The 25,979-nt window shown below is 70.1% G+C and carries 16 protein-coding genes; 14 read left to right on the forward strand and 2 right to left on the reverse strand.

All coding sequences use genetic code 11. The features are described 5' to 3' along the window. Positions 1-169: 169 nt before the first annotated feature. Together PSQ40_RS00830 and PSQ40_RS00835 are read right to left on the reverse strand one after the other, a co-directional pair. The gene (locus PSQ40_RS00830) at positions 170-865 is read right to left on the reverse strand and encodes a type 1 glutamine amidotransferase domain-containing protein (RefSeq protein ID WP_273947972.1); all 696 of its coding nucleotides are present in this window, start codon (positions 863-865) and stop codon (positions 170-172) included. 117 nt (positions 866-982) lie between these two features. Continuing rightward, a complete protein-coding gene (locus tag PSQ40_RS00835) occupies positions 983-1,591 on the reverse strand; it encodes a TetR/AcrR family transcriptional regulator (RefSeq protein ID WP_273947973.1) in 609 nt (202 codons plus the stop codon). 211 nt (positions 1,592-1,802) lie between these two features. Between PSQ40_RS00835 and PSQ40_RS00840 the strand changes: the two genes are divergently transcribed. The 14 genes from PSQ40_RS00840 (at position 1,803) to PSQ40_RS00905 (ending at position 25,788) form a co-directional block, all read left to right on the forward strand. Beyond that, entirely contained in the window at positions 1,803-7,781 is a 5,979-nt protein-coding gene (locus PSQ40_RS00840; protein ID WP_273947975.1) for a MupA/Atu3671 family FMN-dependent luciferase-like monooxygenase, read from the forward strand. A 269-nt stretch (positions 7,782-8,050) separates the two neighbouring features. Next, positions 8,051-8,434, forward strand: coding sequence for a VOC family protein (locus tag PSQ40_RS00845; RefSeq protein ID WP_273947977.1), 384 nt, complete (start codon positions 8,051-8,053; stop codon positions 8,432-8,434). Beyond that, a complete protein-coding gene (locus PSQ40_RS00850; RefSeq protein ID WP_273947978.1) occupies positions 8,427-9,347 on the forward strand; it encodes a ChaN family lipoprotein in 921 nt (306 codons plus the stop codon). The genes PSQ40_RS00845 and PSQ40_RS00850 overlap by 8 nt, the downstream gene beginning before the upstream one ends. Positions 9,348-9,360: 13 nt before the next feature. Further along, positions 9,361-10,674: a DUF2325 domain-containing protein gene (locus PSQ40_RS00855; RefSeq protein ID WP_273947981.1), complete on the forward strand. Its 1,314-nt coding sequence runs from the start codon at positions 9,361-9,363 to the stop codon at positions 10,672-10,674. 226 nt (positions 10,675-10,900) lie between these two features. Then, positions 10,901-13,138, forward strand: a complete 2,238-nt coding sequence (locus PSQ40_RS00860) for a TonB-dependent receptor (protein ID WP_273947982.1) — start codon at positions 10,901-10,903, stop codon at positions 13,136-13,138. Positions 13,139-13,148: 10 nt separating this feature from the next. After that, a complete protein-coding gene (locus PSQ40_RS00865; RefSeq protein ID WP_273947984.1) occupies positions 13,149-14,273 on the forward strand; it encodes an alpha/beta hydrolase in 1,125 nt (374 codons plus the stop codon). Next, complete coding sequence (locus PSQ40_RS00870) at positions 14,270-14,542, forward strand: hypothetical protein (RefSeq protein ID WP_273947985.1); 273 nt, start codon at positions 14,270-14,272, stop codon at positions 14,540-14,542. The genes PSQ40_RS00865 and PSQ40_RS00870 overlap by 4 nt, the downstream gene beginning before the upstream one ends. A gap of 1 nt (position 14,543) precedes the next feature. Further along, a complete protein-coding gene (locus PSQ40_RS00875; protein ID WP_273947986.1) occupies positions 14,544-14,852 on the forward strand; it encodes a hypothetical protein in 309 nt (102 codons plus the stop codon). Positions 14,853-14,854: 2 nt separating this feature from the next. Continuing rightward, entirely contained in the window at positions 14,855-16,573 is a 1,719-nt protein-coding gene (locus PSQ40_RS00880) for a PepSY-associated TM helix domain-containing protein (RefSeq protein WP_273947987.1), read from the forward strand. Positions 16,574-16,740: 167 nt separating this feature from the next. Beyond that, positions 16,741-18,831, forward strand: coding sequence for a TonB-dependent siderophore receptor (locus PSQ40_RS00885; RefSeq protein WP_273947991.1), 2,091 nt, complete (start codon positions 16,741-16,743; stop codon positions 18,829-18,831). Positions 18,832-19,019: 188 nt separating this feature from the next. Further along, positions 19,020-19,394, forward strand: coding sequence for a hypothetical protein (locus PSQ40_RS00890; RefSeq protein ID WP_273947993.1), 375 nt, complete (start codon positions 19,020-19,022; stop codon positions 19,392-19,394). Positions 19,395-19,644: 250 nt separating this feature from the next. Next, positions 19,645-20,991, forward strand: a complete 1,347-nt coding sequence (locus PSQ40_RS00895; RefSeq protein WP_273947995.1) for a TolC family protein — start codon at positions 19,645-19,647, stop codon at positions 20,989-20,991. A 2-nt stretch (positions 20,992-20,993) separates the two neighbouring features. Next, the gene (locus PSQ40_RS00900; protein WP_273947997.1) at positions 20,994-22,592 is read left to right on the forward strand and encodes an efflux RND transporter periplasmic adaptor subunit; all 1,599 of its coding nucleotides are present in this window, start codon (positions 20,994-20,996) and stop codon (positions 22,590-22,592) included. Between the two features lie 13 nt (positions 22,593-22,605). After that, the gene (locus tag PSQ40_RS00905; protein WP_273947998.1) at positions 22,606-25,788 is read left to right on the forward strand and encodes an efflux RND transporter permease subunit; all 3,183 of its coding nucleotides are present in this window, start codon (positions 22,606-22,608) and stop codon (positions 25,786-25,788) included. Positions 25,789-25,979 lie beyond the last annotated feature (191 nt).

Below are 25,979 nucleotides of genomic sequence, written 5' to 3' on the forward strand. Positions count from 1 at the left end.
CGTGACATGAGCGTGACATGTGCGTGACCTGAGCGCTCTTCGGCCTGCGCCTGCTGCGCAGGTGCGGCAGGCTGCCGCCGCCAGGTCAGCCGGGTGCGATGGCCCCGAGCCACAAGGCGCTGCGCATCGACCGCCCCCAGGCGCGCTGCCGGCGTCGCTTGTCCCGAGCTCAGGGGGCCAGCTTCCGCCGGGCCAGTTCACCCAGCAGCACCGTGGCCACTTCTTCTGACGAGCCCGGATTCTGGCCGGTGATCAGCAGGCCATCGGTGACCACGTAGGAGCCCCAGTCGGCCCCCTTGCTGTAGTGGGCGCCCCGGGCTTTGAGCATGTCCTCGACCAGGAACGGGACCACCTGGGTCAGGCCCACCGCGTCTTCCTCGGTGTTGGTGAAGCCGGTCACCTTCTTGCCTTCGACCAGCGGGCGGCCATCAGGCGCCTTGACGTCGCGCAGCACGCCGGGCGCATGGCAGACCAGGGCGACGGGTTTTTGGGCGGCGATCATGGTTTCGATCAACGCGATCGAATGCGGGTCGGCCACCAGGTCCCACAGCGGGCCATGGCCACCGGGGTAGAACACGGTGTCAAAGTCGGCTGCCGACACGCTGTCCAGTCGTACCGTGTGGGCCAGCAGGGCGGTGGCTTCGGCGTCCTGTTCAAAGCGGCGGGTCAGTGCGGTCTGGAACGCGGGTTCGTTGCTCTTGGGGTCCAGCGGCGGCTGGCCGCCGGCGGGTGAGGCCAGCACGATCTGGGCCCCCGCATCCTTGAACACGTAGTAGGGCGCGGCCAGCTCTTCGAGCCAGAAACCGGTTTTCAGACCGGTGTGGCCCAGTTGGTCGTGCGAGGTCAGCACCATCAAAACTTTCATTGCAATCTCCTAGAGGGTTGAGAGGGGTATCAAATAATTAGACTGGTCTACTAGTGAAACGGCCTGAAAAACACCTCGGTCGAGGTGCGGTGGGGTTCCAGGGGCCCTGAGGGGGCGTCAAGGGTCGCTGGTTTGCAGCAGGCGACGGGTGCTTGCCAAGGCCACGTCAAAGGGCTGGGGCTTGCGTTCGACCTTGGCCAGGATGCTGGCGCCGATCCACAGCTGGTAAAGGGTTTCCGCCAGTTCGCTGGCGGGGCCGGTGCTGCTCACCGAGCGCTCGCGCTGCGCGGCTTCGATGGCGGCGGTCAAACGGGTGACGATGCCCTGGGTGCCTTCTCGCATGGCCTGGCGCATGGCCTCGGACAGGTCGGCCACCTCGGCGCCCAGCTTCACGGCCAGGCATTTGCCCTGGCAGTCGAGCACCGACTGGGTGTTCTTCCAGGCCTCGAAGTAGGCCATCAGGCGTTGAGCCCAGTTCAGGTCGTCGCGCGCCAGGGTGCGGTCAATCTCCGCCAGGTAGGTCTCAAAGTAGCTCGACAGCAAGGCCTCGCCGAAGGCTTCCTTGGACCCGAAGTAGTGGTAGAACGAGCCTTTGGGCACGCCCGCCGTGGTCAGGATTTCATTGATGCCCACGCCTGAGAAGCCCTTGTGGGCCATGATTTGCTGGCCGACCGCGAGGATGCTGCGGCGCACGTCGGGGGTGTCGGGGGTGGTTTGGCTGGGCATGAGGGCGAGTATAGCTTTGAATTAGACCGGTCGTCTAGTGGGTGTTGGCGGCAACGCCACCAAGCGCCGCTCAGGCCGCTCAGGCCGCGTGGCGGCGTCTGTGCCACCGCGCCAGCGGGCCATGACGGGCTGGCACGAAGGTCTCTAACGGTGCGCCCCGGCGCTCGTTTTACAGTCAGGGTCCCGCTCCGCCAGCGCCCACCTTGAGCCCATGCCCGCCTTGACCGCCCCCAAGACCCTGTCGACCTTCACCGAGGTGCTCCCCTGGCGGGCGCAGAACCACCCCGACGACCTGGCCTATGCCTTCTACAGTGAGGACCTGTCCCAGCGGCAGGACCTGAGCTACCGCGAGCTGCACGAGCGCGCCCTGTCCCTGGCCACTCGCCTCGCACAGCAGCACGCCGTTGGCGACCGGGTGCTGATGCTGTTCGCGCCTGGGGTGTCCTTTGCCTTGGCGTTTTGGGCCTGCCTCTACGCGGGGCTGTTGCCCATGCCGGTCTACCCGCCGAACCGCCAGCAACGCGCCGAGCGCTTGCTGGCCATTGCGCGGGACGCGCAGGCCCGCGGGGTGTTGACCACCACGGCGCTGGCGCCCAAGTGCCAGGTGTGGCTGGACACCGCCCTCGCGCAGCAGGACTTTGCCCTGACCGTGGTCGACGCGGACACCCCGGCCAGCGAGTCGGGTCCGCCGTCGCCCGCCGTCACCCCCGACGCCGGGCCGACGCGGGCCTTGCCGCACCGCGCCCGGCTCGAGGACCCGGTGTTCATCCAGTACACCTCGGGCTCGACCGGAGCGCCCAAGGGGGTGGTGGTCACCCAGCGCAGCCTGGTGCACAACCAGCACGCGATCACCGAAGGCTTTGCCCTGAGCCGCGCCTCGATCGGGGTCAGCTGGTTGCCCATGTACCACGACATGGGCTTGGTGGGCGGCTTGCTCAACCCGGTTTTCACGGGTTACCCGGTGCACCTGATGGAGCCCATGGCTTTCATGCGGCGCCCGCTGGCCTGGCTGACGCTGCTGTCGGCCACCCGCGCCACCGTCAGTGGGGCGCCCGATTTCGCCTACGCCCTGTGCGCGCGCAAGGTCAGCGAGGCCGACCTGGCCGACCTGGACCTGAGCGCCTGGACGCTGGCGTTCAGCGGGGCCGAGCCGGTGCGGGCGACCACCCTGGCGGCCTTTGCCGATCGTTTCGCGCCTGCGGGCTTCCTGTCCGAGGCCTTTTGCCCTTGCTACGGCATGGCGGAGGCGACCCTGTTCATCACCGCGCGGCGGGGTGGGGTGGTCTTGCACCCGGCGGTGGATGCGCCGGCGTCGGCGGCTGGTGCGGCACCGGGTTCCGCGCCGCCCGCCACCCGCGCCTGGGTGAGCTGTGGCCAGCCGGTCCAGGGCATGCAAGTGATCACCGTCGACCCCGAGACCCTGCACCGCGTGCCCGACGGGCAAGTGGGCGAGATCTGGGTCCGCGGCGACAGCGTGGCCGCCGGGTATTGGGCCCAACCCGAGGCCAGCCAGGCGGCTTTTGCGGCCTGCACGGCCGATGGGCAAGGTCCATTCTTGCGCACCGGTGACCTGGGGTTGCTGGCGCAGGGGGCCTTGTGTGTCACCGGGCGGCTCAAGGACCTGATCATCCTGCGCGGGCGCAACTGCTACCCGCATGACATCGAAGACGTGGTGCAGGCCTGCGACAGCGCCCTCACGCCCCAGCGGGTGGCGGCGTTCTCTGCCGAACTCGACGGCGAGGAAAAGCTGGTGGTGGCGGCGGAGCTGACCCGCCAGGCCCTGCGCCAGTGCCAGGCCGAGGGCGGTGCCGCGGTGGCCGACGCCGTGGTGGCCCGCATGCAGGCAGCGCTGGGCCAGGCCATGGGGCTGAGCCTGGCGCAGGTGGTGCTGCTCAAGCCGGGCCAGCTGCCCTTGACGTCGAGCGGCAAGGTGCGCCGGGCCGCCTGCCGACAGGCCTGGCAGGCGCAACAACTTGACGCCGTGCACCAGTGGCCTGCGACCGACGCCGCTCCCGCTACCGACTCTGCCGTCGCCGACGCAGACGCCGAGGCGGGTGGGGCGGCCGGGGCCAGTGCTGGGCTCGCCTCCAGCAAGGCCTGGGACGGTGGCGGGTGCGCCGGCCCCGAGGCAGCGCCGCGCCATGCGCCGGACTCTGCGCCACGGGCCCAGGCCTTGATCGAATGGCTGCGCGACTTTGCCCGCCGCCACCTGAACAGCGCCTTGATGGATGAGCGCCGCAGCCTGTCGCCCCATGTGGTGCTGGCGCTGGGCAACCAGGGCATCCTGGGCATGAGCATCCCGACCGAGTGGGGCGGTTTGGGGCTGCGCGACGAGGACAGCCTGCGCGTCATCCAGCAACTGGGCGCCATCGACCTCAGCCTGGCCGCTTTTGTGGGCGTTCACCTGGCCTTGGGGGCGGGCCCTTTGCTCAGCCATGGCAGCCCGGCCCAGAAGGCGCAGTGGCTGCCGGCGCTGGCCTCGGGGCGCCTGCTGGCGGCCTTTGCCCTGACGGAGCCCGGTGCGGGTTCCAACCCCCGTCAACTGCAGGCCTGGGCGCGCGCAACGGCCGAGGGCTGGGCTTTGAGTGGCGAGAAATGCTGGATCGGCAACGCGGCCTGGTCGCAGGTGATCACGGTCTTTGCCCAGACCCACAGCGCCGCCGGTGCGCCCTTGGGCATGTCGGCCTTTTTGGTCGCTGCCGACAACCCGGGCCTGCACATGGGTCCCGAGGCGCTGACCATGGGCATGCGCGGCATGGTGCAGAACGCCTTGTCCTTGCGCGCCGCGCCGCTGGCCAGCGACGCCTTGCTGGGGACGGCCGGGCGCGGCTTCGAAGTGGCGCAGGCGGCCATGTGCACGGGGCGGCTGGGCATTGCCGCGATGAGCGTGGGGGCGCTGCAGCGCTGCGCCCAACTGCTGCTGCGCTACGCCCGTGCACGCACGGTCAACACCGGGCGCTTGCTCGACAACCCGGTCACCCGCGAGCGCCTGCACTGGATCGCCCAGGCCGCCACCGCCGTGCAGGCCTGGGTTCAGGCCCTGGCCCAGGCCCGTGACCAGGGCCAGGACTGGCCTGATGAGGCCTACGCGGTGGCCAAGATCGCCGGGCCCGAGTGCCTGGGGCAGGCGGTGGATTGGCTCATGCAAGGCCTGGGCGGACGCGGCTACATCGAGAGCAATGGCGTGCCCCAGTTGCTGCGCGACGCGCGTTTGCTGCGCATTTTTGAGGGCCCGACCGAGACCTTGCAGATGCACCTGGGCCTGTCCCTGATGCACCAGTCCGATCGCTTGCTGACGTTGTTCGAGCACTCGCTCGCGGCGCCACAAGCGGCACAGCGCCTGCGCGCGCTGCGGGCGCGGGGCCAGGCCTGGCTGGACGCCGACAGCGCCGCGGCCGCTGGCGCCACGGGCGCGCGCACCGTGGCCTGGCACCTGGGGCGCCTCGTCGTCTGGCTGGCCCTGGGCGCGCTGCTGGAAGGCCCCCGGGGTCAGGCGGCGGGGGCTGGCGCCCGTGCCGCCCAGGCCTGGGCGCGCCAGGAAGAAGACCGGCTGACCCGGTCCTGGGACGAGGCCCTGCGCCACACCCGCGAGGCCAGTGAAAGCGGGCTGGAGGCGCAGATCGAGGCCTTCGGCCACGCCATTGGCGACATCCGCCCCAGCCTGCCGGGCGAGGACCATGGGCGCGATCCCTGGCTGTACCCGGGCGACGCTGGCGCCCCCGGCGTGGCGGCCTCGCCCTGCGCCCCGCCTGCTGATCTGGCGGCGCCTGCCGCCTCGGTGCTGTCGGCTGACCCAGTCCCGCCGGCGCCGTTCACCGCGCCCGCTCGGGCCGCGGCCCCGTTGTCGACGGCCGGGCCACGCGGGGCCGTGGTGCCCACGCCGCGCGGGGCCACCGAGCCCGGTTGGGACGCCCCGGCGCAGGCGCTGTGCGACTGGCTTTGTGCCTGGCTGGCGCGGGAGCTCAAAGTGCCGTTGGAGCGGGTGGACCCCCAGCAATCCCTGATGGCCTGCGGTCTGGATTCGCTCAGCGCCACCGAGTGTGCGCTGGCCCTGGAGGCCCACCTGGGCCGGCCGGTCTCGATGGACCTGTTCTGGGAAGCCGGTTCGGTGGCGGCGCTGGCCAAGCGCCTGAGCCGCGAGCCGTCGGCCCCGGCTGGCGGTGGGGTCGAGGACCTGGCCCGGGGCCCAGCCCCGGCCCCGGCGGCGCTCCTTGCGCCGCTGGCTGTCGCCGTGCCGGAGCCCCCGTGGCGGGCCCCGCAAGCTGTCCCGCATCAGGCCCCGCATCAGGCCCCGCCTGCGGCCCCGGTCGCGCCCGAGCCCGCCCTGCGCGACATGCGCGACATGCCCGGCCCCGCGGCGCGGCCCAGCCTGAGCCTCTTCTTTTTTGGCGGCGAGCAGGGCGGGCTGGACGCCGACGAGGCCTACGCCCTGATCATCGACTGCGCCCGGCTCGCGGACGCGGCTGGCTTCGAGGCCATCTGGACCCCGGAGCGCCACTTCCACGCCTTTGGCGGGCACTTTCCCAGCCCCTCGGTGCTGGGGGCCGCCCTGGCGCGCGAGACCCGGCGCATCGGCATCCGCGCGGGCAGCGTGGTGTTGCCCTTGCACCACCCCGCCCGCGTGGCCGAGGAGTGGGCGCTGGTGGACCGGTTGTCGGCCGGCCGCACCGGCATCGCCGTCACGCCGGGCTGGAGCCCCAAAGACTTTTTGCTGCAGCCCCAGGCCCATGCCGAGCGCTTTGCGGTGCTGCCCGAGCAGGTGGCCGTGCTGCGCCGCCTGTGGGCCGGCGAGCGGGTCTCGTTTGTCGATGCCCATGGCCAAGCGGTCGAGACCCAGACCTTCCCGCGCCCGGTGCAGCCCACCTTGCCGCTGTGGCTGACCTGCAACCGCCGGGTGGAGGGCTTTGCCCAGGCTGGGGCCCTGGGCGCCCGGGTGCTGACCGCGCTGCTGAGCCAGACCCTCGACGAGTTGGCGCAAAAGATCCGTGTCTACCGCGAGGCCTTGCAGGCGCACGGCCACGACCCCCGGCAGGGCCGGGTCACCCTGATGCTGCACACCTACGTGGCGGCCGACCTGGCGCAGGCCCGCGACGACGTGCGCCAGCCCCTGAGCGATTACCTGCGCAGCTCGGTTGACCTGTGGCAACAGGGCAGCACCGACCTGGCCAGCCTCAGCGAGGCGGCGCGCGAACAACTGCTGGCCTTCGCCTTGGAGCGCTACCTGCAGCACAGCACCCTGATCGGTTCGCCCGACCACTGCCAGCAGCTGATCGACCGGGTGCATGCGGCTGGCGTTGACGAGATCGCCTGCCTGCTCGACTTTGGCCTCGGCCCGCAGCAGATCCGGGCCAGCCTGCAGCGCCTGGCCGCCCTGCCGCGTGGCGTGGTGGCCCCGCAGCCGGCCCCGTCCCCACCGTCCCCACCGTGCATGCCGCCCGCGCCCGATTGCCCGGGTGCGACGCTGGCGCCCGGCTGGGGGCGCGTCTTGCACCAGCCCCCGCAGCCGCGGGCGCGGTTGATTTGCTTTCCGGCCGCGGGTGAGGACGCCAGCATGTTTGAGGCCTGGCGCGCGGCGGGTGAGCTGCCGTTCGAGATCGTGGCTGTGCAATGGCCCGATCACCTGGACGAGCTGGAGGCCTTGATGGCCGGGTTGATGCCGCGTTTGCAGCCGCTGTGCCAGGGGCGGTATGCCTTCTATGGCCACAGCTTGGGCGCCTGGGTGGCTTTCGAGGCGGCACGGCGCCTGGTGGCCCAGGGGCGCCCCCCGGTGCGCCTGTTTGCCGCGGCCCAGCATGCCCCCCACGGGCCTTGCCCGCACCCGTCGCCCGACAGCCTGCACACCCCGGCGGGGCGGGACTGGGCGGCGGCCTTGCTGCGTGGCCCGGGCGGCGAGGCGGCCCAACTGTCCGAGGCCGCCTGGCAACGGGTGCTGGCGCGGGTCACGCCGGGCCTGCGCATGCAGACGCGGCAGGCGGCAGCGGCCCGGGCCGTCCCGCAGGCCTGGCCCATCACGGCCGTGCACGGCGCCCACGACCGATTGCTGACCTCTGACGCGGTACAGGCCTGGTGCGATTGGGGCGCGGCGGGGTCGAACTTCCACGTGGTGGATGGGGCCCACCTGTTCTTGCGCACCCACGCGGGGGCGGTGCTCGGTGCGGTGGCCCGGCAGCTGAGCTCAGATTTGGCCTGAACCCGGGCCGGGCGGGTGGCCCGGGTTGGAGCGGGGCTGCGCGAGGGCCTGCTGGAGGGCGCTCGCCCGGCTCGGCTGCCCGCGTGCGCTTGCACGAACCGGTGAGCCGGCGCAACCATGCCCCATGGCCTGGTTTTACGGCTTTCAAATGAGAATTATTATCATTTGTAGTGGTAAGATGCACCGACACGCGAGCGCTTGCGGCTGCCGAGGAGGGCGGTCTGCGCTGGGCTCGTATTTCCCCCTCATTCATCTGAATCGACGCCAACATGCACCCTGCTGACACGCTGGAAATCAAGGCCTTTGTCCCCGCGCGGGACTTTGCGCTGTCGCTGGCCTTCTACACCGACTTGGGCTTTGAACTGCGCTCCTCGGGCGGTGGCATCGCGTACCTCCGTGCCGGCACTTGCAGCTTTTTGCTGCAGGACTTCGGCGATGCCCCTCACGCCCATGTGTGCCAGATGCACCTGCTGGTGCGCGATGTCCAGGTCTGGTACGACCGGGTGGTGGCCGCTCGGCTGGTGGACACCTATGGGGTGCGGGTCACGCCCATCACGGTTCAGCCCTATCAGATGCGTGACTTCAGCGTGTCTGACCCCAGCGGCGTGTGCTGGATCATCGGCGAGAACATCCCGGGAGGCCTGCATGTCTGACGCACGGACAGGGCGTCGCACCCGGCGCTCCTGGCTGCGTCAGGTGTGGGTCGGCTTGGCCTGGTGCGGGCTTGGGACCCTGGCCACGGGGGCGGCGGCGCCGCCGACGCCCGGTGTGCCGGACGCCGGATCGCTTCCCGGTGCCCGCGTACTGCTGCTGGGCGAGGTGCATGACCACCCCGAGGGCCACCGCCAGCGGCAGCAATTCTTGCGTCAGCAACTCGAGCAGGGTTGGCGGCCGGCCTTGGTGATGGAGATGTTTGACCTGGACCAGCAAGACGCACTCACCCGCGCGCAGGCCGAGTGCACCGAGGCCGAGTGCGTCATTCGATGGGTCGGCACAGGCCGCTGGGAATGGCACCACTACGCCCCTCTCATTGAGTTGGCCTTGCGCTATCGGCTGCCCTTGGTGGCCGGCAACCTGTCTCGCGCCGATGCCCTGAAAGTGACGCAGCAGGGCTTGTCTGCTGCGCTGAGCCCGGCCACGCTGGCCTCCTACGGTCTGCCCACGGGCTTGCCGGCGGACCTGCTCGAGGGCCAGAGGGCCGCCATCGACGCCGGGCACTGCGGGCAGGTGCCGGCGGTGCGCCTGGAGGGCATGGTGTTGGCCCAGGTGGCGCGCGACCTCGAGATGGCCGAGGCCCTGCGTCGCCATGCCCATGGCGGGGCGGTGTTGATCGCGGGCAACGGCCATGTGCGTCGGGACCTCGGCGTGCCACGCTGGCTCGCTCTGCGGGGCGTTTCCACCACCGAGGTCCACGGCTTCTTGGAGGTCGACGTCAGCGCCGGGCAGGGCCCAGCCGGAAGGAGCGCCTCTGCTGCGCCGGCCTACGACGTCATCCACCGCCTGACCCCGCACCCGCGGCCCGACCCCTGTGCAGGTCTGGTGCTGCCGGTTCGACCCGCTTCATAACGGAGGCTCTGCCATGTGCCGACACGACCCCGCACCCACCCTGGCGGTGCATTTTCGACAACCCAGTCCCTGCGTCGGCAGCCCACCCTCGACCGGCTCCCGGCGGCGGCGTCTGTGGGACCTGCCGCACGCTTGTCATTGCCCCGTGGTGGGCGTGTGCTTGCCGCTGGACACATTGCGCCGCCTGGTCAGCAAGGCCATGGGCGGACAGCCCCAGGCCGACGACTATGACGTGCATGTGAGTGCCGTGGCCGAGTGCGTGCACCGCAACCGCTTGTCCGAGTTGCTGCAGGGCGAACTGGAGCGCCGCTATGCCCGCGAGATCAAGGCCTACCGCGTCTTCAAAACCCCGCAGGCGGTGGCCGAGGCCTGGCTGTCAGCGGTGCGGCAGGGCGATGTGGCTGGGGCTTTCTGGGCCGCACTGACCCACCCGCGCTGCGATGCGGTCCTGCAAGAAGTGCTGTGCCGTGACCTGCACATGTTGCAGCACCAGGCGGGCGCGGCGGTGCGCGTGGACCTGGTCCGTTTCAATGCCCTGCTCAGCGAGAACGGTGTGTTGAGCCGTGAGCTGGCCAAGGCCCAGGAGCGCAGCACCCGCGCACTGGCCGACAAGGCGGCCGACGTGGACCGGCTGCAGGCCCAGCTGATGCAGTTGCGCGCCGAACTCCTGGCCAAGGACAGCCGCCTGGCCTTCATGGCCGAGGACCTTGAGGCCCTGAAGGCGTCCTTGCCCGGGCATGCCGCGGTCCAGCGCCTGCAGCGCAAGCTGGATCAAATGGCCGCCCGCCAGGTCGACCTGGAGGCCCAGAACGCCAGCCTGCGTCACCGTCTGGCGGCGATGGACAGGGCGTCGCCTGGCCTCAGCCCCGCGCCAGTGACCAGCGCCGGGTCCGGCGCTGCGCAGGACGGCGTGCCCCACCTCTCGCCAGTCACGCTCTACCTGCGTCAGAAGACGGTGCTCTGCGTGGGGGGACGCAGCGGCAACATCGCCAACTACCGTGACCTGGTGGAGCGGGTGGGGGGCCGCTTTGCGCACCACGATGGCGGTTTGGAGGACAGCCAGAGCGTGCTCGATGCGAGCCTGGCGGCGGCCGACCTGGTGATTTGCCAGACCGGTTGCATCAGCCACAACGCGTATTGGCGGGTGAAAGATTTTTGCAAGCGCACCGGCAAGCGCTGTGTGTTTGTGGAGAACCCCAGCGCCTCCTCGCTCGAGCGCGGCCTGGCCCAGATCGGCGAATGGGTGTCTGCGGGCGCTGACCTTGCCACAACCCACCCCAACCCCCACGCCTCGAACTGGCCCAAAGCCAGCCAGTCGCCGGATTGAACGGGTCGGTGCGGGCGCTCGACCAGCGCCCTTCACCGACGCTTTACCGAACTTTGCCTTCGCTTTGAAGCGGCCCGCGAGCCCCGATGCCCGCGGGCTTTTTCGTTTTGCCCCCCTGTTTTGGCGCGCGACAGACTGCGGGCAACGGCCCCCTCAAGCCCATTCAGTTGCAAATGAATGTAATAATGAGAATTATTCGCAATCACAACAAATCGGGAATTGGGACATGAAAGAAGCACCTTCTGGGGAACGCAAGAGGGATCAAGGCGTGGCCGGCTTGGCGCGGCGTCGCACGCGAGGGCCCCGCGCGGTGCGCCGCTGCACGGCGCAAGCGGCCGCCTGCTTGTGCTGGTGCCTGGCCACCGCAGCGTCGGCCCAAACGGCCAGTACTGCGCCGGTGGCGGGCAGCACGGCGTCGTTGCCGACGGTCACCGTGACGGCTGGCTCGGGCCTGGGCGAGGAACTGCCCCAGCCCTACAGCGGCGGCCAGGTGGCCACCGGTGCCCGGCTGGGCTTGATGGGGCAGCTTGACAACCTGGACACCCCCTTCAACCTCACCGCCTTCACGGCCCAGTTGATCGAGGACCAACAGGCCCGCACCCTGGCCGATGTGCTGAGCAACGACCCCACGGTGCGCTTCACCACCTCGAACGGCCACGCGTACGAGAACTTCCGAATTCGCGGCTTTGACGTCAACCAGAACGATGTGGCCGTGGAGGGCATGTTCGGCCTGCTGCCCCTCGGCCACATCCCGGTCGAGTTCATTGAACGCGTCGAGGTGCTCAAGGGCCCGAACGCTGCCATCGGTGGCATGGCCCCCAGTGGCGCCGTGGGCGGCGTGGTCAACTTGGCCTTGAAGCGGGCCGGTGACGAGCCGCTGAACCGGCTCACTGTGGGCTACCAGTCGGCGTCGCAACTCAGCACCAGTGTGGACTTGTCGCGCCGCCTGGGCGAGGACAAGGCGCTGGGCATCCGCCTCAATGGCGCCCTCAGCCATGGCGAGACCACCTTGTCGGGGCAGTCCAAGAAGCGCGAGCTGCTGGCCGTGGCACTGGACTACCGCGGCCGCGGCTGGAAGGCCACCTTGGACCTCTACGACAGCAAGGCCGGCTTCCGGGGCGGCACCTCGGCGATGTACTGGTTCACCTCCAGCGCGATCCCGTCGGCGCCGGACCCGAGCCTCAACCAGTTCCCGAGCGCCTATGGCGACCTCAACAGCCAGGGCCTGTTGGCCCGACTCGAGTACCAGTTGCATGACGATCTGACCGCCTACGCCGGCTGGGGCGTGATGAGCCATGACTTCTCCGGCTTCATCAATGGCACCCATGTTCGCAGCCTCAACGCGGCGGGCACCAGCAGCACCACGCGCACCTATGGTTCTCGCGGGTACAACGACAACGTGTCGGCCGAGGCCGGGCTGCGGGGGCGGTTCAAGCTGGGTTCGGTGCGCCACGAGTGGGCCCTGCAGGCTTCCAACCTGGTCCAGGCCGCCGGTGCCGCGACCAACACCTCGGCGGCCTACACCACCAGCCTGTACAGCCCCAGCCTGATGGCCATGCCGGCGTTGCCGACCTCGGCGCCCAAGACCAGTGAGTCGGTGCTGTCCAGCCTTGGCCTGATCGACACGGTGTCCTTCTGGCACGATGCCGTGCGCCTGTCCGTGGGCTTGCGCCACCAGCGGGTCAAGACCACCAACCTCAGCACGGCCGGTGCGGTCACAGGGGCCTATGACCAAAGCGCCGTGACGCCGATGCTGGGCCTGGTGATCAAGCCCTGGGGGCCGGGCGTGTCGCTGTACGCCAACTACGTGCAGGGCCTGAGCAAGGGGGACAGTGTGAGCACGCCCACCTACGCCTACAACCACACCTTCGCCCCCTACAAAACCGAGCAGCGGGAGCTGGGACTGAAGTGGGACACCGGCAGCTTCACCCACACCTTCAGCCTGTTCGAGATCAACAAGCCCATGCTCATCACCCTGAGTGGCAACGTGCCCTCGGACGGGGGCGAGAAACGGGTGCGCGGGCTGGAGTGGACCACCTTCGGTGAGCTGGTGCGCGGCACCCGCGTGCTGGGCGGCGTGGTCCACGCCGACGGCCGGCAGACCAAGACGGCCAATGGCAGCTACGACGGCAAGATCGCCGTCGGCGCACCGCGCTGGCAGGGCAACCTGGGGATGGAGTGGGATGCGCCCGGGGTCCCGGGCTTGACCTTGAATGGCAAGGTGGTCAGCAGCGCCAGCCAGTACCTCGACTCGGCCAACACCCAGCGTTTGCCTGGCTGGGCCGAGCTGGAGTTGGGCGCGCGCTACGCCACCCAGATGGCCGGCAAGAAGGTGGTCTGGCGCTTCAACGTCATCAACCTGATGGACCGCCACTACTACTCGGGCGCCTTCAGCGACACCACCCCCATTGCCACGTTGGGCCAGGGCCGCACCTTCCTGACGTCGCTGAGCACCGACTTCTGACGCCCAAGCCATGTCCCAAGCCTTCACTTTGCAAGGGCTGTCGCTGGCCCTGTGTTCGGTTGCGCTGTGCGCAGGGCTGCCCGGGGTCGCTGCGCAGCCCCATGGGGCTGCCGGGGCCGAGACCAGGCCGGCGGCCCAGGCGGCTTCGGACCGCCCTGTCGAGCACGCCACCGGGGCCCCGACCCCTACCGCGCCGGTGGCGGGCGAGGCCGCGCCGTGGGGCCCGGTGCTGGTGCCCCAGGCCCGCGCCACCGAGCTGCGCGCCCGGGCCAGCGGCCACCGCTACCGCATCCTGGTGTCGGTGCCCGAGACGCCGCCCCCTGCTCAGGGCTACCCCGTGCTGTATGTGCTGGATGGCAATGCCAGCTTTCCGATGGCGGCTTTTGTGGCCCGCACGGTGGAGCGCCGGCAGCAGGTCACCGGGCAGACGCCGCCGGTCGTGGTGGGCCTGGGCTACCCTGGCGAGCAGGACTTTGACTACGCCGCCCGCCGGCGCGATTACACCGTGCGCGGTGGGTCGACCCGGTCTCAGGCGGGTACCGTCAGCACCGTTTCACCGGCCTCCGAGGACGCCTCGGCGCCGTTGACCGAGGGCGGGGCCGAGGCCTTTTTGGACTTCATCGAACAGGACTTGAAGCCGCTGTTGCAGCAGCGCTACCGCTTGGACACGGGGCGGCAGGCGCTGTTCGGGCACTCGTTTGGCGGCTTGCTGGTTCTGCACGCCCTGTTCACCCGGCCCCAGCAGTTCAGCGTCTTCCTGGCGTCCAGCCCTTCCATTTGGTGGCAGGAGCGCGCGGTGCTCCAGTCGCTGCCGGCCCAGGTGCCCGATGGCGCCGGCTACAGGCCCGCGGTGCAGATCAGCGTCGGGGCCTTGGAGGACCGCTTGCCACCGGGCCAGCACAGCCCGCAGGCGCAGGCCCTGTGGGCCAGTCGCCCGATGGTGTCGGAAGCCCGCGCACTGGCGGCCGAGTTGCAGGCCCGGCCGGACTGGCGCGGGCGTGTGCACTACCACGAACTGGCCGGCGAAGACCATGGCTTTGCCTGGTGGCCGGCGCTGGTGCGCGGGATGGATGTGTTGCTTCAGCAGGCGCCGGCGGTGGGACGGCCCTTGCCCGGACCGGGAGGTGGGGGATGAATTGGATGGCTGGCTTGGGGCTGGGGGCGACCGCGCTCGGCGCCCTGTGCATGTACCTAGCGGCACCCCAGCAGCGCTGGCTGGCGGCGCCCTGGCCGCGCTGGCTGGGGCTCAGCCTGGGGGCCGTGGGCCTGATCGGGGGCTGGCGAGCCCTGGCCATGGCGGCCCTGCCGTTGGCTGCAACCTTTGTGTGGCTGACCTGCCTGATGCTGGTCTGGGCCGCTTTGCCCTACCTCGCGGTGTTGATTCGACCGCCACGGGAGCGTTGACATGAAACCTTCAAGCAAAAAAACGCCCATCCAACCCGATTGGGTGGCCAAGACCTCGGCAGGCGCCTTGCTGGGCTTGGCCCTGGCGATCGCCTCCAGCGGCCTGCTGTCCCTGGCCTTGGGCACCATGCCCTTGCCGGTGCGCGGTCAACTGGTGATGTGGGTCGTGCCACCGGTGTGGCTCGGCGCGCTGGGCTTTGTCTACCTGTTTGCCAGTGGCTTGCGGGCCTGGCTGTGGCTGGGCAGTCTGAACCTGATCAGCTGGGGGGCTTTCTGGGCGCTTCAGTTCTTGCACCCGGTGGGGCCTTGACCATGCGAGCCGACCTGATCCGCGTCTACAAGTCCGTCCACACCTGGACGGGCATCCTCAGCGGCATGGCCCTGTTCATTGCCTTCTATGCGGGGGCGTTGACGGTGTTCAAAGAGCCCTTGATGCGCTGGGCCACCCCGCCTTCGCCCTCGGCTTCGGTCACCCAGTGGTGGCCCCTGGAGGACACTCCGGCCCTCATCGCCAAGACCTTGGCGCAGCACCCGGCCGCCGCGCGCGAGTTCACCATCCACTTGCAAGCGACCGAAAGCCAGGCAGGCCGCCTGCAATGGAAGGTGCGCGGTGCCCCCGAGGCCGATGACCACGACGAGTCGTCGACCCGCCACTATGTGGCCACGCTGGACGCCGCCGGCCAAGCGCTGGTCCACGAGACCCACCCGGCCGAGCTGGCCGGCTTCATCGATGTGCTGCACCGCGTGGTGGGGCTGCCCTTTGACACCGACCCCAACCGCTGGCTGATGGGCGTGGTGGCCGGGCTGTACACGCTGGCCCTGGTGTCGGGTGTGGTGGTCTTGCTGCCCTCGCTGGTGAAGGATTTCTTTGCCCTGCGGGTCGGCAAGAACCTCAAGCGCATGTGGCTGGACGCGCACAACGTGGTGGGCATCATCAGTTTGCCGTTCCACCTGGTGATGGCGCTGACCGCGGTGGTGTTTGCCTTTCACGACCCGATCTATGACCTGCAGAACAAGGTGCTGCACGGTGGCCAGTGGCGCACCGGGCCGCCACGCGCCGCAGCACCGGCAGATGCCGCGGCCCGCTCGCCCGAGGCGCTGCTGGCGCCTGCGCGGCTGGTGGCGAGCGCGAAGGCCCTGTCGCCCAGTTTCGAGCCTTACCAGGTGCAGTACCAGAACGCCACCGGTCCGCGCCCGGTGGCCCAGGTCTGGGGGCATGACCCGACGGCGGTGTCACCGCGCGCCCGCGGCGGCTTTGTGGCCCTGGATCCCTACACGGGCCAGGTGCTGAGCACCGATTACCTGCCGGGCCGACAGAGTGCCCCTCTGCAGGTCATCAGCAGCTTCTTTGCCCTCCACATGGCCTCGTTTGGCGGCGCTGCGGTGCAGTGGATGTATTTCGGTCTGGGGCTGGCCGGGGCCTGGTTGTTCTACAGCGGCAACCTGCTGTGGGTCGAGTCGCGGCGGCGCCGGGCCCTGCCCAAGGCGGCCGCCTCGCCGTTGCAGCGCCTCGATGTCCGGCTCATGGCCGCGGCCACGGTGGGCGTCTGCCTGGGCTGCGTTTGTGGCATTTCGTTGATGCTGGTGGCCCACAAGTGGCTGGGGGCACTGGCCCACGGTGGTTCAGCGGCCCGCGTCAGCTATTACGCGACCTTTTTCGCCGCCTTGGCCTGGTCGTTCTGGCAGGGCGGTGCCCGTGCCGCGGTGCACTTGTTGTGGGCCGCGTCGGGCCTGACGCTGGCCATCCCCCTGACCAGCGCCCTGGCGTGGCTGCTGCCGGGGCTGGGGCCCTGGGTCCATGGGTCCCCGGCGGCCCTGGGGGTGGACGCCACCGCGCTAGTGGGGGGGCTGTTGCTGGCCTGGATGGCCCGGCTCACCCAGCGTCGGGTGCGTCAGGGGCCGACCGACAGCGTGTGGTCCGGTGTGCCACCGGCGCCAGGATCAGCGTCGGCCGCGCCGGTCCCCGGCCCAGCCCAGCCAGCCGCCCGGGCGGCCAGCGCTGAACCGCTGGGGCTCGGTCCGCGGGCCTGAGCGCCGGTTCAAGGCCGTTTTGGCGGCCTGGGGGCGGACGCCTCCGTGAGCGGGCGATGGGTCCGGGAGGGGGGCCGGGGCCAGGCTGTTCCAGCGGCGCGGGTCGTTGGTGGACCTCTCGGCTCGAATCAGACCGAGGGGCATTTTGTTTCAGAGGGTTTTTTGGCATGGATAAGAAGATCATTGGCGGCGTGCTCTGCCTCGCCGCGCAGGGCCTTGGGGCCCCGGCGCTGGCACAAGGCGCGACCGAGGGGGCCTCGCTCAAGGAGGTCAGCGTCAAGGCGGTGGCGGGTGACGACGACGGCTATCACAGCGCCCAGTCGCCAGGGGTCAGCCGCTCGAGCGTGCCGCTCAGTGAGCAGCCGCAGTCCATCACCGTGGTGCCCCGCGCGCTGCTGGACAGCCAGCAGGCCCTGTCGCTGGGGGACGCGCTCTACAACGTGGCGGGCGTGGTGTCGCAGAACTTCGGGCGCCGTGGCTGGGACGACATGATCATCCGCGGCCAGACCGCCTCCGATGCGGTCTTCCTCGACGGTTTGCGGACCGCAGGCAACAACCGGGTGGCACAGGAGTTGTTCGGTGTGGACAGCGTGGAAGTCCTCAAAGGCCCCGCGTCCTTGCTTTATGGGCGGGTGTTGCCGGGCGGTCTGGTCAGCCTGATCAGCAAACGCCCCAGCCGCGAGGCCTGGGCCGCCACCGAGGCCACGGTGGGCAGTCATGGCTTGCGCCAGACCACCTTTGACATCAACCAGCCGCTGGGCGCGCAGGGCAAGGCTGCGCTGCGCTTGACCGGGCTGGTCATGAACTCGGACGACGCCACCGACCATGTCTACTTCAAGAACCGCTATGTCGCGCCCGCGCTGAGCCTGGACTTCGGCGCCCGGACCGACTTCACCTTGCTGGCCAGTCACCAGGAACGTCAGTACGTGCGCCAGCAGGGCCTGCCGTTGTCGGGCTCGGTGCTGGCGAACGCCCGGGGCCTGCTGCCGCTGAGCCGCTTCACGGGCGAGACCACGCAGCGGCCCTACGACGGCGAGCAGTCGCGCCTGGGCTATGCGCTGACCCACCGGTTCGACTCGGGTTGGACCCTGAACCAGAACCTGCGCCACCAGACCTCCACCCTGTCGGGTCAGTTGACGGCCATCAGCAGCTTGGCGGCCGACGGGGTCACGCTGCGCCGTTCGGTGACCGACCAGCAATACGACGGTCGCAACGACGCTGTCGACACCCAGGTGCAGAAAACCGTGGACACCGCCTGGGGCGCGCACGAACTGACCTTGGGCACGGACTACGCGCGCGACAGCGAAGGCACGCTGTCCAAGACCTGCACCGTGGCCAGCCTGAATGTCTACCAGCCGGTCTATGGCGCCCCCATCACCTGCCCCTCGACCTACCGCACCAACAGCCTGGTGACCACCCGCTCGCTGGGTTTTTACGCGCGTGACCAGTGGCGGCTGACGCCCCAGGTGCGTGTGGTGCTGGGCTTGCGGCGCGAGCAGCTGACGGTGACGTCGGCCAACCGCCTGAGCAGCGTCACACAGTCCAACCCGGCTTCGGCCACCACGGGTTCGGCGGCCCTGATGGTCGAGGTGCTGCCCGGCGTGCGGCCCTACCTGAGTTACGCCACCTCGTTCTTCCCGAACACCGGGCTTGATGCGCAGAACCGGACCTTTGCCCCCGAATCGGGCCGCCAACTGGAGGCCGGCCTGAAATGGGACCTGGGCCCGCGCAGCAGCGTGACCGCGGCGGTGTACGAGCTGCGCCGCCGCAACGTGCTGCAGACCGACCCCAACAACTCGGCCTACAGCGTGGCGGTGGGCGAGCAACGCACCCAGGGGGGCGAACTCAGTGTGGCGGCCGAGGTGGGCGCGGGCCTGAGCCTGTTCGGGGGGTACGCCTACACCGACGCGCGCATCACCGAGGCCGGCGCCGCCGACGCGGCCACCGTGGGGCAGGCCCTCAACAACGTGCCGCTGCACAGCTTCACCCTGTCGTCGCGTTACCGCTTCCAGGGCGACTGGCGCGGTTGGGAGCTCAACGGCGGCGCCCGCGGCCAGGGCCCGGCCCACGCCTACACCTACGCCATCCCGGGTTACGCCGTGGTCGACGCGGGCGTGGCCTACAACCAGGGCCACTGGCGCGTGGCCCTCAACCTCAAGAACCTGCTGGACCAGCGCTACTTTGTGGGCGGGGTGGCGGCAGCCGTAGCGGTCGGTACGCCCCGCACGGCCTTGCTGACGGTGGGTTACCGCTACTGAGCTGGCCACGGGGGGCCACTGGCCGAGACTTGACCCGGGACCTGACCTGGGACTTGATCCAGGGCGTGGCTGGGGCCCCGGCCAGGCGTCAGGCCAAGGGCTCCGGCAGTGCGCTTGCGCCGGAGGCCCCACCGCGCCTGGGGCCGGATACCGGCCGTTCGTCACTTCATCCGTTAGACTCGGCGCCCATGCGTTCCTGGCGAGTCCTGTGTCTGGTGTTGTTCTTGTCGCTGCAGTTCAGTTGGGCTGCGGTGGCGGGCTATTGCCAGCACCAAAGTGACCTCGCGCCGACGCATTTTGGTCACCATGAGCATGACCACGGTCCGACCGAATCCCCCACGCCGCTGAGCGCCAAGGTGGCGGCCGACGGGGACGGAACCGGGGCGCCCGGTGTGGACGCCGATTGCGTGGCCTGCCACGCCGCCTGCGCGTCGGCCTTGCCCTGGTGCCCTGAGCTGTCACCGCTGCGCCGTGCTTCGGCGGCGGTCGCGTACCACCCGGTGCGCTGGCCCGCCCCTCCGGGGCAGCGCCTGGATCGCCCTCAGTGGCTGCTGCCCGCCTGATCGGCGGGGAGCGCTCACCCAACTGATCCCAACCCAGCCCCGCTCAGCGCTGGCTGCGCCGCCCCCGCGTGCGCCGCGCCGCGCCGGGCCCGGTGCTGGTTGGTGATCCGCCCAGCGGCCTGTTGAGGCCCGGTGCCTCTCTCCGTCGATTCCCCTCGTGTTGCTCAACCCACTGGAGAATCGAATGTCCAAGGCTTCCAGCCTCGATCGCTTGAGGCGGCGCGCGTGCGCGACCGCCCCCCCTTGTTCCGTGCTCCGCTCGCTGTGGCGGGCGGCGGGCCTCTCACTGCTGCCGCTGCTGGTCGGCGGGCCTGCGCTGGCCCAGTGGCCGCCCAGCCCGGCGCGACCCGACCCCGCGCCGTCCGCGGCACCGGCGGTCGCTCCCTCCACCGCTTCCCCCGCTAGGCTGCTGAGCCTGTCCGAGGCTTTTGAACGCGCCGAGGCCGTCCACCCCGAGCTGGTGCAGGCGCGGCGGGAGGTCGAGGCGCTGCAAGGCCCCGTCCTGCAGGCCCGCCTGCGACCCAACCCCGAGCTGGCCTATGCGCTTGAGGACCGCCAGAGCGCGACCCGCAGCCAGACCTTGCAGCTGAACTGGCGCCTGGAAACCGGCGGCAAGCGCGAGGCGCGCGTGGCGGTCAGCGAGCAGGCCGTGCGCGTGGCGCAGTCGGCGCTGCAACAGGTGCGCACCCAGGTCCGCACGCTGGTGCTCAGCGCCTATGCCGATGCCTTGCTGGCGCAGGAGCGCGCCGCGCTGGCGCAAGACAACCTGGGGCTGGCCCGCCGCGTCAGCGAGGCGGTGGCCAAGCGCGTGGCCGCCGGCAAGGTGTCCCCGGTGGAAGAAAGCAAGGCCCGGGTGGCCGAGGCCGGGGCGCGGCTCGAGCAGGTGCAGGCCCTCAGCGAGCAGCGCAGCAGCCTGCGGCGCCTGGTCAGCCTGTGGGGCCAGGGGCCAGCGTTGGCGGACGGGCTTCGGCTGTCGGACCTGGCACTGCCCCTGCCGACCTTACCCGACTGGGCCGCGCTGGCTGCCCGCGTGGACCGTGCGCCGGGCCGCGCCGTGGCCCAGCAAGAGCTGCTGCGCCGCCAGGCTGCGGTCGAGGTCGAGCGCCGCCGGCAGGTGCCCGATGTCACGTTGAGCCTGGGGCTGAAGCGGGCCAACGAGCTGCAACGCAACCAGTTGCTGCTCGGCCTGAGCGTGCCCCTGCCGGTGTCAGACCGCAACCAGGGCAACCTGCTCGAAGCCCTGCAGCGCGAAGAACAGGCGCGCGAGGCGCTGAGCGCGCTCGACCAGCGGCTCGGCACCGACGCCTGGCTGGCGCACGAACGCCTGGCCACGGGCCTGGCCGAACTGCGCCTGTTGCAGCAAGAGGTGCTGCCCGGCGCCCGGCAGGCCTATGAGGCCGCCAGCGTCGGCTTTGAGTTTGGCAAGTTCAGCTTCCTCGAGGTGCTGGACGCCCAACGCACCCACCTGGCCGCCAAGGCCCAGTCCCTGCGCGCCGTGGCCGACGTGCAGCGCGCCGCCGCCGAGCTGGAACGCCTGCTCGGAACCCCTTTGGCTGAGATCGAGTCCGCTGCCCCGACCCGGGCCACCCAGGAGTGACCATGCACTTTGTCATCACCCGTTTCCAACGCCTGGCCGGCCTGCTGGGCCGGCCCCGTGCCCTGATCGGGCTGTTGTTGACCGCCTTGCTGCTGGCGCTGCTGTTGGTTTGGCGTCCCTGGCAGGGCCTGGCGGTCGACTCCGAACACGACCATGACCATGACCCGGTGCCCAAGGCATCAGCCCGTGCCGAGCACGCCCACGCCCCCGGCGAAGCGCCCGATGCCCACGGCGCCGAGCCGCCCAAAGGACCGCACGGCGGTCAGTGGCTGCGCTCGGGCGCGGCGACCCTGGAGGTGCTGTTGGCCCCGGTGGGCGAGCAGACCCGCTTGCGGGTCTGGCGACCGGCCGAGGGGTCCCCGGGCGGGACCCAGGCCGGCGAGCTCGAACCCCTGCAAGCCACGGTGACCTGGCTGACCGGCGAGGTGCGGCGCCTGAGTTTCGAGCCCGATCAGGGGGGCTGGCTGAGCCGCGAGGCGCTGCCTGAACCCCACGCCTTCGAGATCCGGCTCACGCTGCCGGGGAGCAAGGGCCCGATCGAGTGGGTGTTCACCGCCAGCGAGGGGCTGCTGCGCCTCAGTGACGCCCAGATCCAGGCGGCCGCCCTGGGGCTGGAGGTGGCGACCGCGTCGCCCCTGGCGCCGGCCTCGCAGTGGACCGGCGAGATCCGCCTCAACGAAGACCTGACCGCCCATGTGGTGCCCCGGGTGGCCGGCGTGGTGGAGCAAGTGCCCGCCCAGCTGGGCCAGCGCGTGCGCCGGGGGCAGGTGCTGGCGGTGATCGCCAGTGCCACGGCCTCGGAGTTGCGCAGCGAATGGCAAACCGCCCAGAAGCGCCTGACCCTGGCCCAATTGACGCACCAGCGCGAGCTGCGCCTGTGGCAACAGAAAGTCTCGGCGCAGCAGGACTACCTGCAGGCCGAACAGGCCCTGCAGGAAGCCGAGATCACGCTGGCCCATGTGCAGCAGAAGCTGTCGGCGCTGGGCCTCAGCGGCACCGCCTCGGGTGCCCTGAACCGCTTCGAACTGCGCGCGCCCCTGGACGGCGAGGTGATTGAAAAACACCTGAGCCAAGGCGAAGCGATCAAGGAGGACGCCCCGGTGTTCACCGTGTCCGACCTGCGCCAGGTCTGGGCTGAGGTCGATGTGCCGGCACGTGACCTGAGCCGCCTGCGCGTCGGGGACACGGTGCAAGTCCACGCCAGTGCGCTGGACACCAGCGCCGAGGGCCGGGTGACCTTTGTCGGCGCCTTGATCGGCGAGCAGACCCGCCTGGCCAAGGCCCGGGTGCTGCTGGCCAACCCGAACGGGGCCTGGCGACCCGGCTTGTACGTCACCGTCACGACCCGAGCGGCGGCGGCCGAACCCGCTGTGCCCGCGGTCACGGTGACCAGCGACGCGGTACAGACCCTGGACGGGCGGCCGGTGGTGTTTGTGCGCGTGAAGGGCGGCTTCCTGGCCCAGGCGGTGACGCTGGGGCGCAGCGATGGCCCACGGGTCGAGGTGCTGCAAGGCCTGCAGGCCGGGGCGTCGTATGTGGCGCGCGGCAGCTTTGTGTTGAAGTCCGAGTTGGGCAAGGCCTCGGCCGAGCACAGCCACTGAAGCGGAGCCCACCATGTTTGAAAAACTCATCCGCGCGGCCATTGAGCAGCGCTGGCTGGTGCTGCTGCTGGTGACGGCCATGGCGGTGCTGGGGGTCTTCAGCTACCAGAAGCTGCCGATTGACGCGGTGCCCGACATCACCAATGTGCAGGTGCAGATCAACACCGCGGCCTCGGGCTATTCGCCGTTGGAGGCCGAGCAACGCGTGAGCTACCCGATCGAGACCGCCATGGCTGGCCTGCCGCGGCTGGAGCAGACCCGTTCGCTGTCGCGCTACGGCCTGTCGCAGGTGACGGTGATCTTCAAGGACGGCACCGACATCCACCAGGCCCGTCAGTGGGTCAACCAGCGCTTGCAGGAGGTGCGCGACCAACTGCCTCCCGGGGTCAGCCCCAGCATGGGCCCCATCTCCACCGGCCTGGGCGAGATCTACCTGTGGACGGTCGAAGCACGCGAGGACGCCCGCCGACCCGATGGCTCGCCCTACACCGCGATGGACCTGCGCGAGATCCAGGACTGGATCATCAAGCCCCAGCTGCGCAACGTGCCCGGGGTGACCGAGATCAACACCATTGGCGGCTATGCCAAGGAGTACCTGGTGGCGCCGCTGCCCGAGCGCCTGGCCGCATTGGGTGTCACGCTGCCCGACCTGCTGGCCGCGCTGGACCGCAACAACAGCAATGTCGGCGCGGGCTACATTGAGCGGCGCGGCGAGCAGTACCTGATCCGCGCCCCCGGCCAGCTCAAGTCCTTGCAGGACATTGGCGAGGTAGTGCTGCGCAGCCAGGCGGGGGTGCCCGTGCGGGTGCGCGACGTGGCCGAACTCAGCCTGGGGCGCGAGCTGCGCACGGGTGCGGCCACCGAGAACGGCCGCGAGGTGGTGCTGGGCACGGTGTTCATGCTGATGGGGCAGAACAGCCGCAGCGTGTCGCAGGCCGTCGGCCAGAAGATGGAGGCCATCAACCGCAGCCTGCCCGAGGGGGTGCGCGTGGTCACCGTGTACGACCGCACCGGCCTGGTCGACAAGGCCATCGACACGGTGCGCAAGAACCTGCTCGAGGGCGCCGCGCTGGTGGTGGTGATCCTGTTCCTGTTCCTGGGCAATGTGCGCGCGGCCTTGATCGCGGCCGCGGTGATCCCGCTGTCCATGCTGTTCACCTTCACGGGCATGGTCAGCTACCAGGTCAGTGCCAACCTCATGAGCCTGGGCGCGCTGGACTTCGGCATCATCATCGATGGCGCGGTGGTCATCGTGGAGAACTGCGTGCGCCGCCTGGCCCACGCGCAGTCGGCCATGGCGCGCCCGCTGACCCGGGCGGAGCGCTTCGAGGCGGTTTTTCAGGCCGCCCGCGAGGCGCAGCGCCCGCTGCTGTATGGCCAGCTCATCATCCTGGTGGTCTACCTGCCCCTGTTTGCCCTGACCGGGGTCGAGGCCAAGATGTTCCACCCCATGGCCTTCACGGTGGTGGCGGCGCTGCTGGGCGCCATGGTGCTGTCGGTCACCTTTGTGCCGGCCATGGTGGCCTTGTGCCTGGGCCAGCGCGTGCGTGAGCACGACCCGGTGCTGATGCAGCGCGCGCGGCAGGCCTATGCCGCGCTGCTGGACCGCGCACTCAGCGCCCCCAGCCGGGTGCTGGCGGCGGCAGCGCTCTTGTTGCTGCTCAGCGGTGGGCTGGCCACGCGGCTGGGCAGCGAGTTTGTGCCCCACCTCAACGAGGGCGACTTCGCCATCCAGGCGCTGCGCATCCCGGGCACCAGCCTGAGCCAGTCGGTGGCCATGCAGCAGCAACTCGAAACCCTGCTGAAGGCCCGTTTCCCGGAGATCGAGCGGGTCTTTGCACGCACCGGCACCGCCGAGATCGCGTCCGACCCGATGCCGCCCAACATCTCCGACGGCTACATCATGCTCAAGCCCGAGGCCGACTGGCCCCAGCCCCGGCGCAGCCGCGACGAGCTGCTGGCCGCCGTGCAAGCCGCCGTGCGGGAGCTGCCGGGCAGTCAGTACGAGTTCTCGCAGCCCATCCAGCTGCGCTTCAACGAGCTGATCTCGGGCGTGCGCAGCGATGTGGCCATCAAGGTCTTTGGCGACGACATGGCGGTGCTGAACCAGACCGCCGAGGCGATGGCGGGCGTGCTGAAGCGGGTGCCCGGTGCGTCCGAGGTGCGGGTCGAACAGACCGCGGGCCTGCCCATGCTGAGCGTGCACATCGACCGCCAGAAGGCGGGGCGCCATGGCCTCAACGTGGCCGATGTGCAGGACGCGCTGGCCACCGCCCTGGGCGGGCGCGAAGCGGGCACCTTGTTCGAAGGCGACCGCCGCTTTGACATCCTGGTGCGCCTGCCCGAGGCCCTGCGCAACGACCTCGATGCGCTCAAGCGCTTGCCCATTGCCCTGCCACGGGCTGCGGCCGGGGAGGGCGGGCGAACCCACTTCATCCCGCTGTCGGAGCTGGCCGAATTCGAACTGGCGCCCGGCCCCAACCAGGTCAGCCGCGAGGACGGCAAGCGCCGCGTGGTGGTGACCGCCAATGTGCGGGGCCGCGATGTGGGGGGCTTCCTGGGCGAGGCCCAGGCGGCCGTGGCCCAGGTGCCCGTGCCTGCGGGCTACTGGACCCGCTGGGGCGGTGCGTTCGAGAACCTGCAGTCGGCCACCCAGCGCCTGCAGGTGGTGGTGCCGTTGGCGCTGCTGCTGGTGTTGGGCCTGTTGGTGGCCATGTTCGGGCAGCTCAAGGACGGCCTGCTGGTGTTCACCGGCATTCCCTTCGCCCTGACGGGGGGCGTGCTGGCGCTGTGGGCGCGTGGCATTCCGTTGTCCATTTCGGCGGCGGTGGGCTTCATTGCCCTGTCCGGGGTGGCCGTGCTCAACGGCTTGGTGATGGTGGCCCACATCCGCAGCCTGCGCGAGGCGGGCTGGCCGCTGCTGGAGGCCGTACGCCAGGGCGCCTTGAACCGGCTGCGGCCCGTGCTGATGACGGCGTTGGTGGCCTCGCTGGGCTTCATCCCCATGGCCCTGGCCACGGGCACGGGCGCAGAAGTGCAACGGCCCCTGGCGACGGTGGTGATCGGCGGCATTCTGTCGTCCACGGTCCTCACCCTGTGGCTGCTGCCCCTGCTGTACCGCTGGGCCCATGCGGCCGAAGCCGAGGCCGCGCGCGTCCCGCCCACCCCAGCGGCGCCGCTGGCCACCATCCCCTGAGCTCCAACGGCCAAGCCTGACCTGGGGGTCAGGCCCCAAGCGGCCCGCCCCGACAGGGATGCGGGCCGTTTGTCATTTTTTGAGATGCGAATTTGTCAAATTGGAAGAGATAAATCGCTTTTATTTGATGGCAATTGTTGAATTTATCGTTTTTGTGTAAAAATATATCAAATATTCACTGAGGCCTGAGG

Source organism: Curvibacter cyanobacteriorum (genome assembly GCF_028649475.1).
Classification (GTDB): domain Bacteria; phylum Pseudomonadota; class Gammaproteobacteria; order Burkholderiales; family Burkholderiaceae_C; genus Curvibacter; species Curvibacter cyanobacteriorum.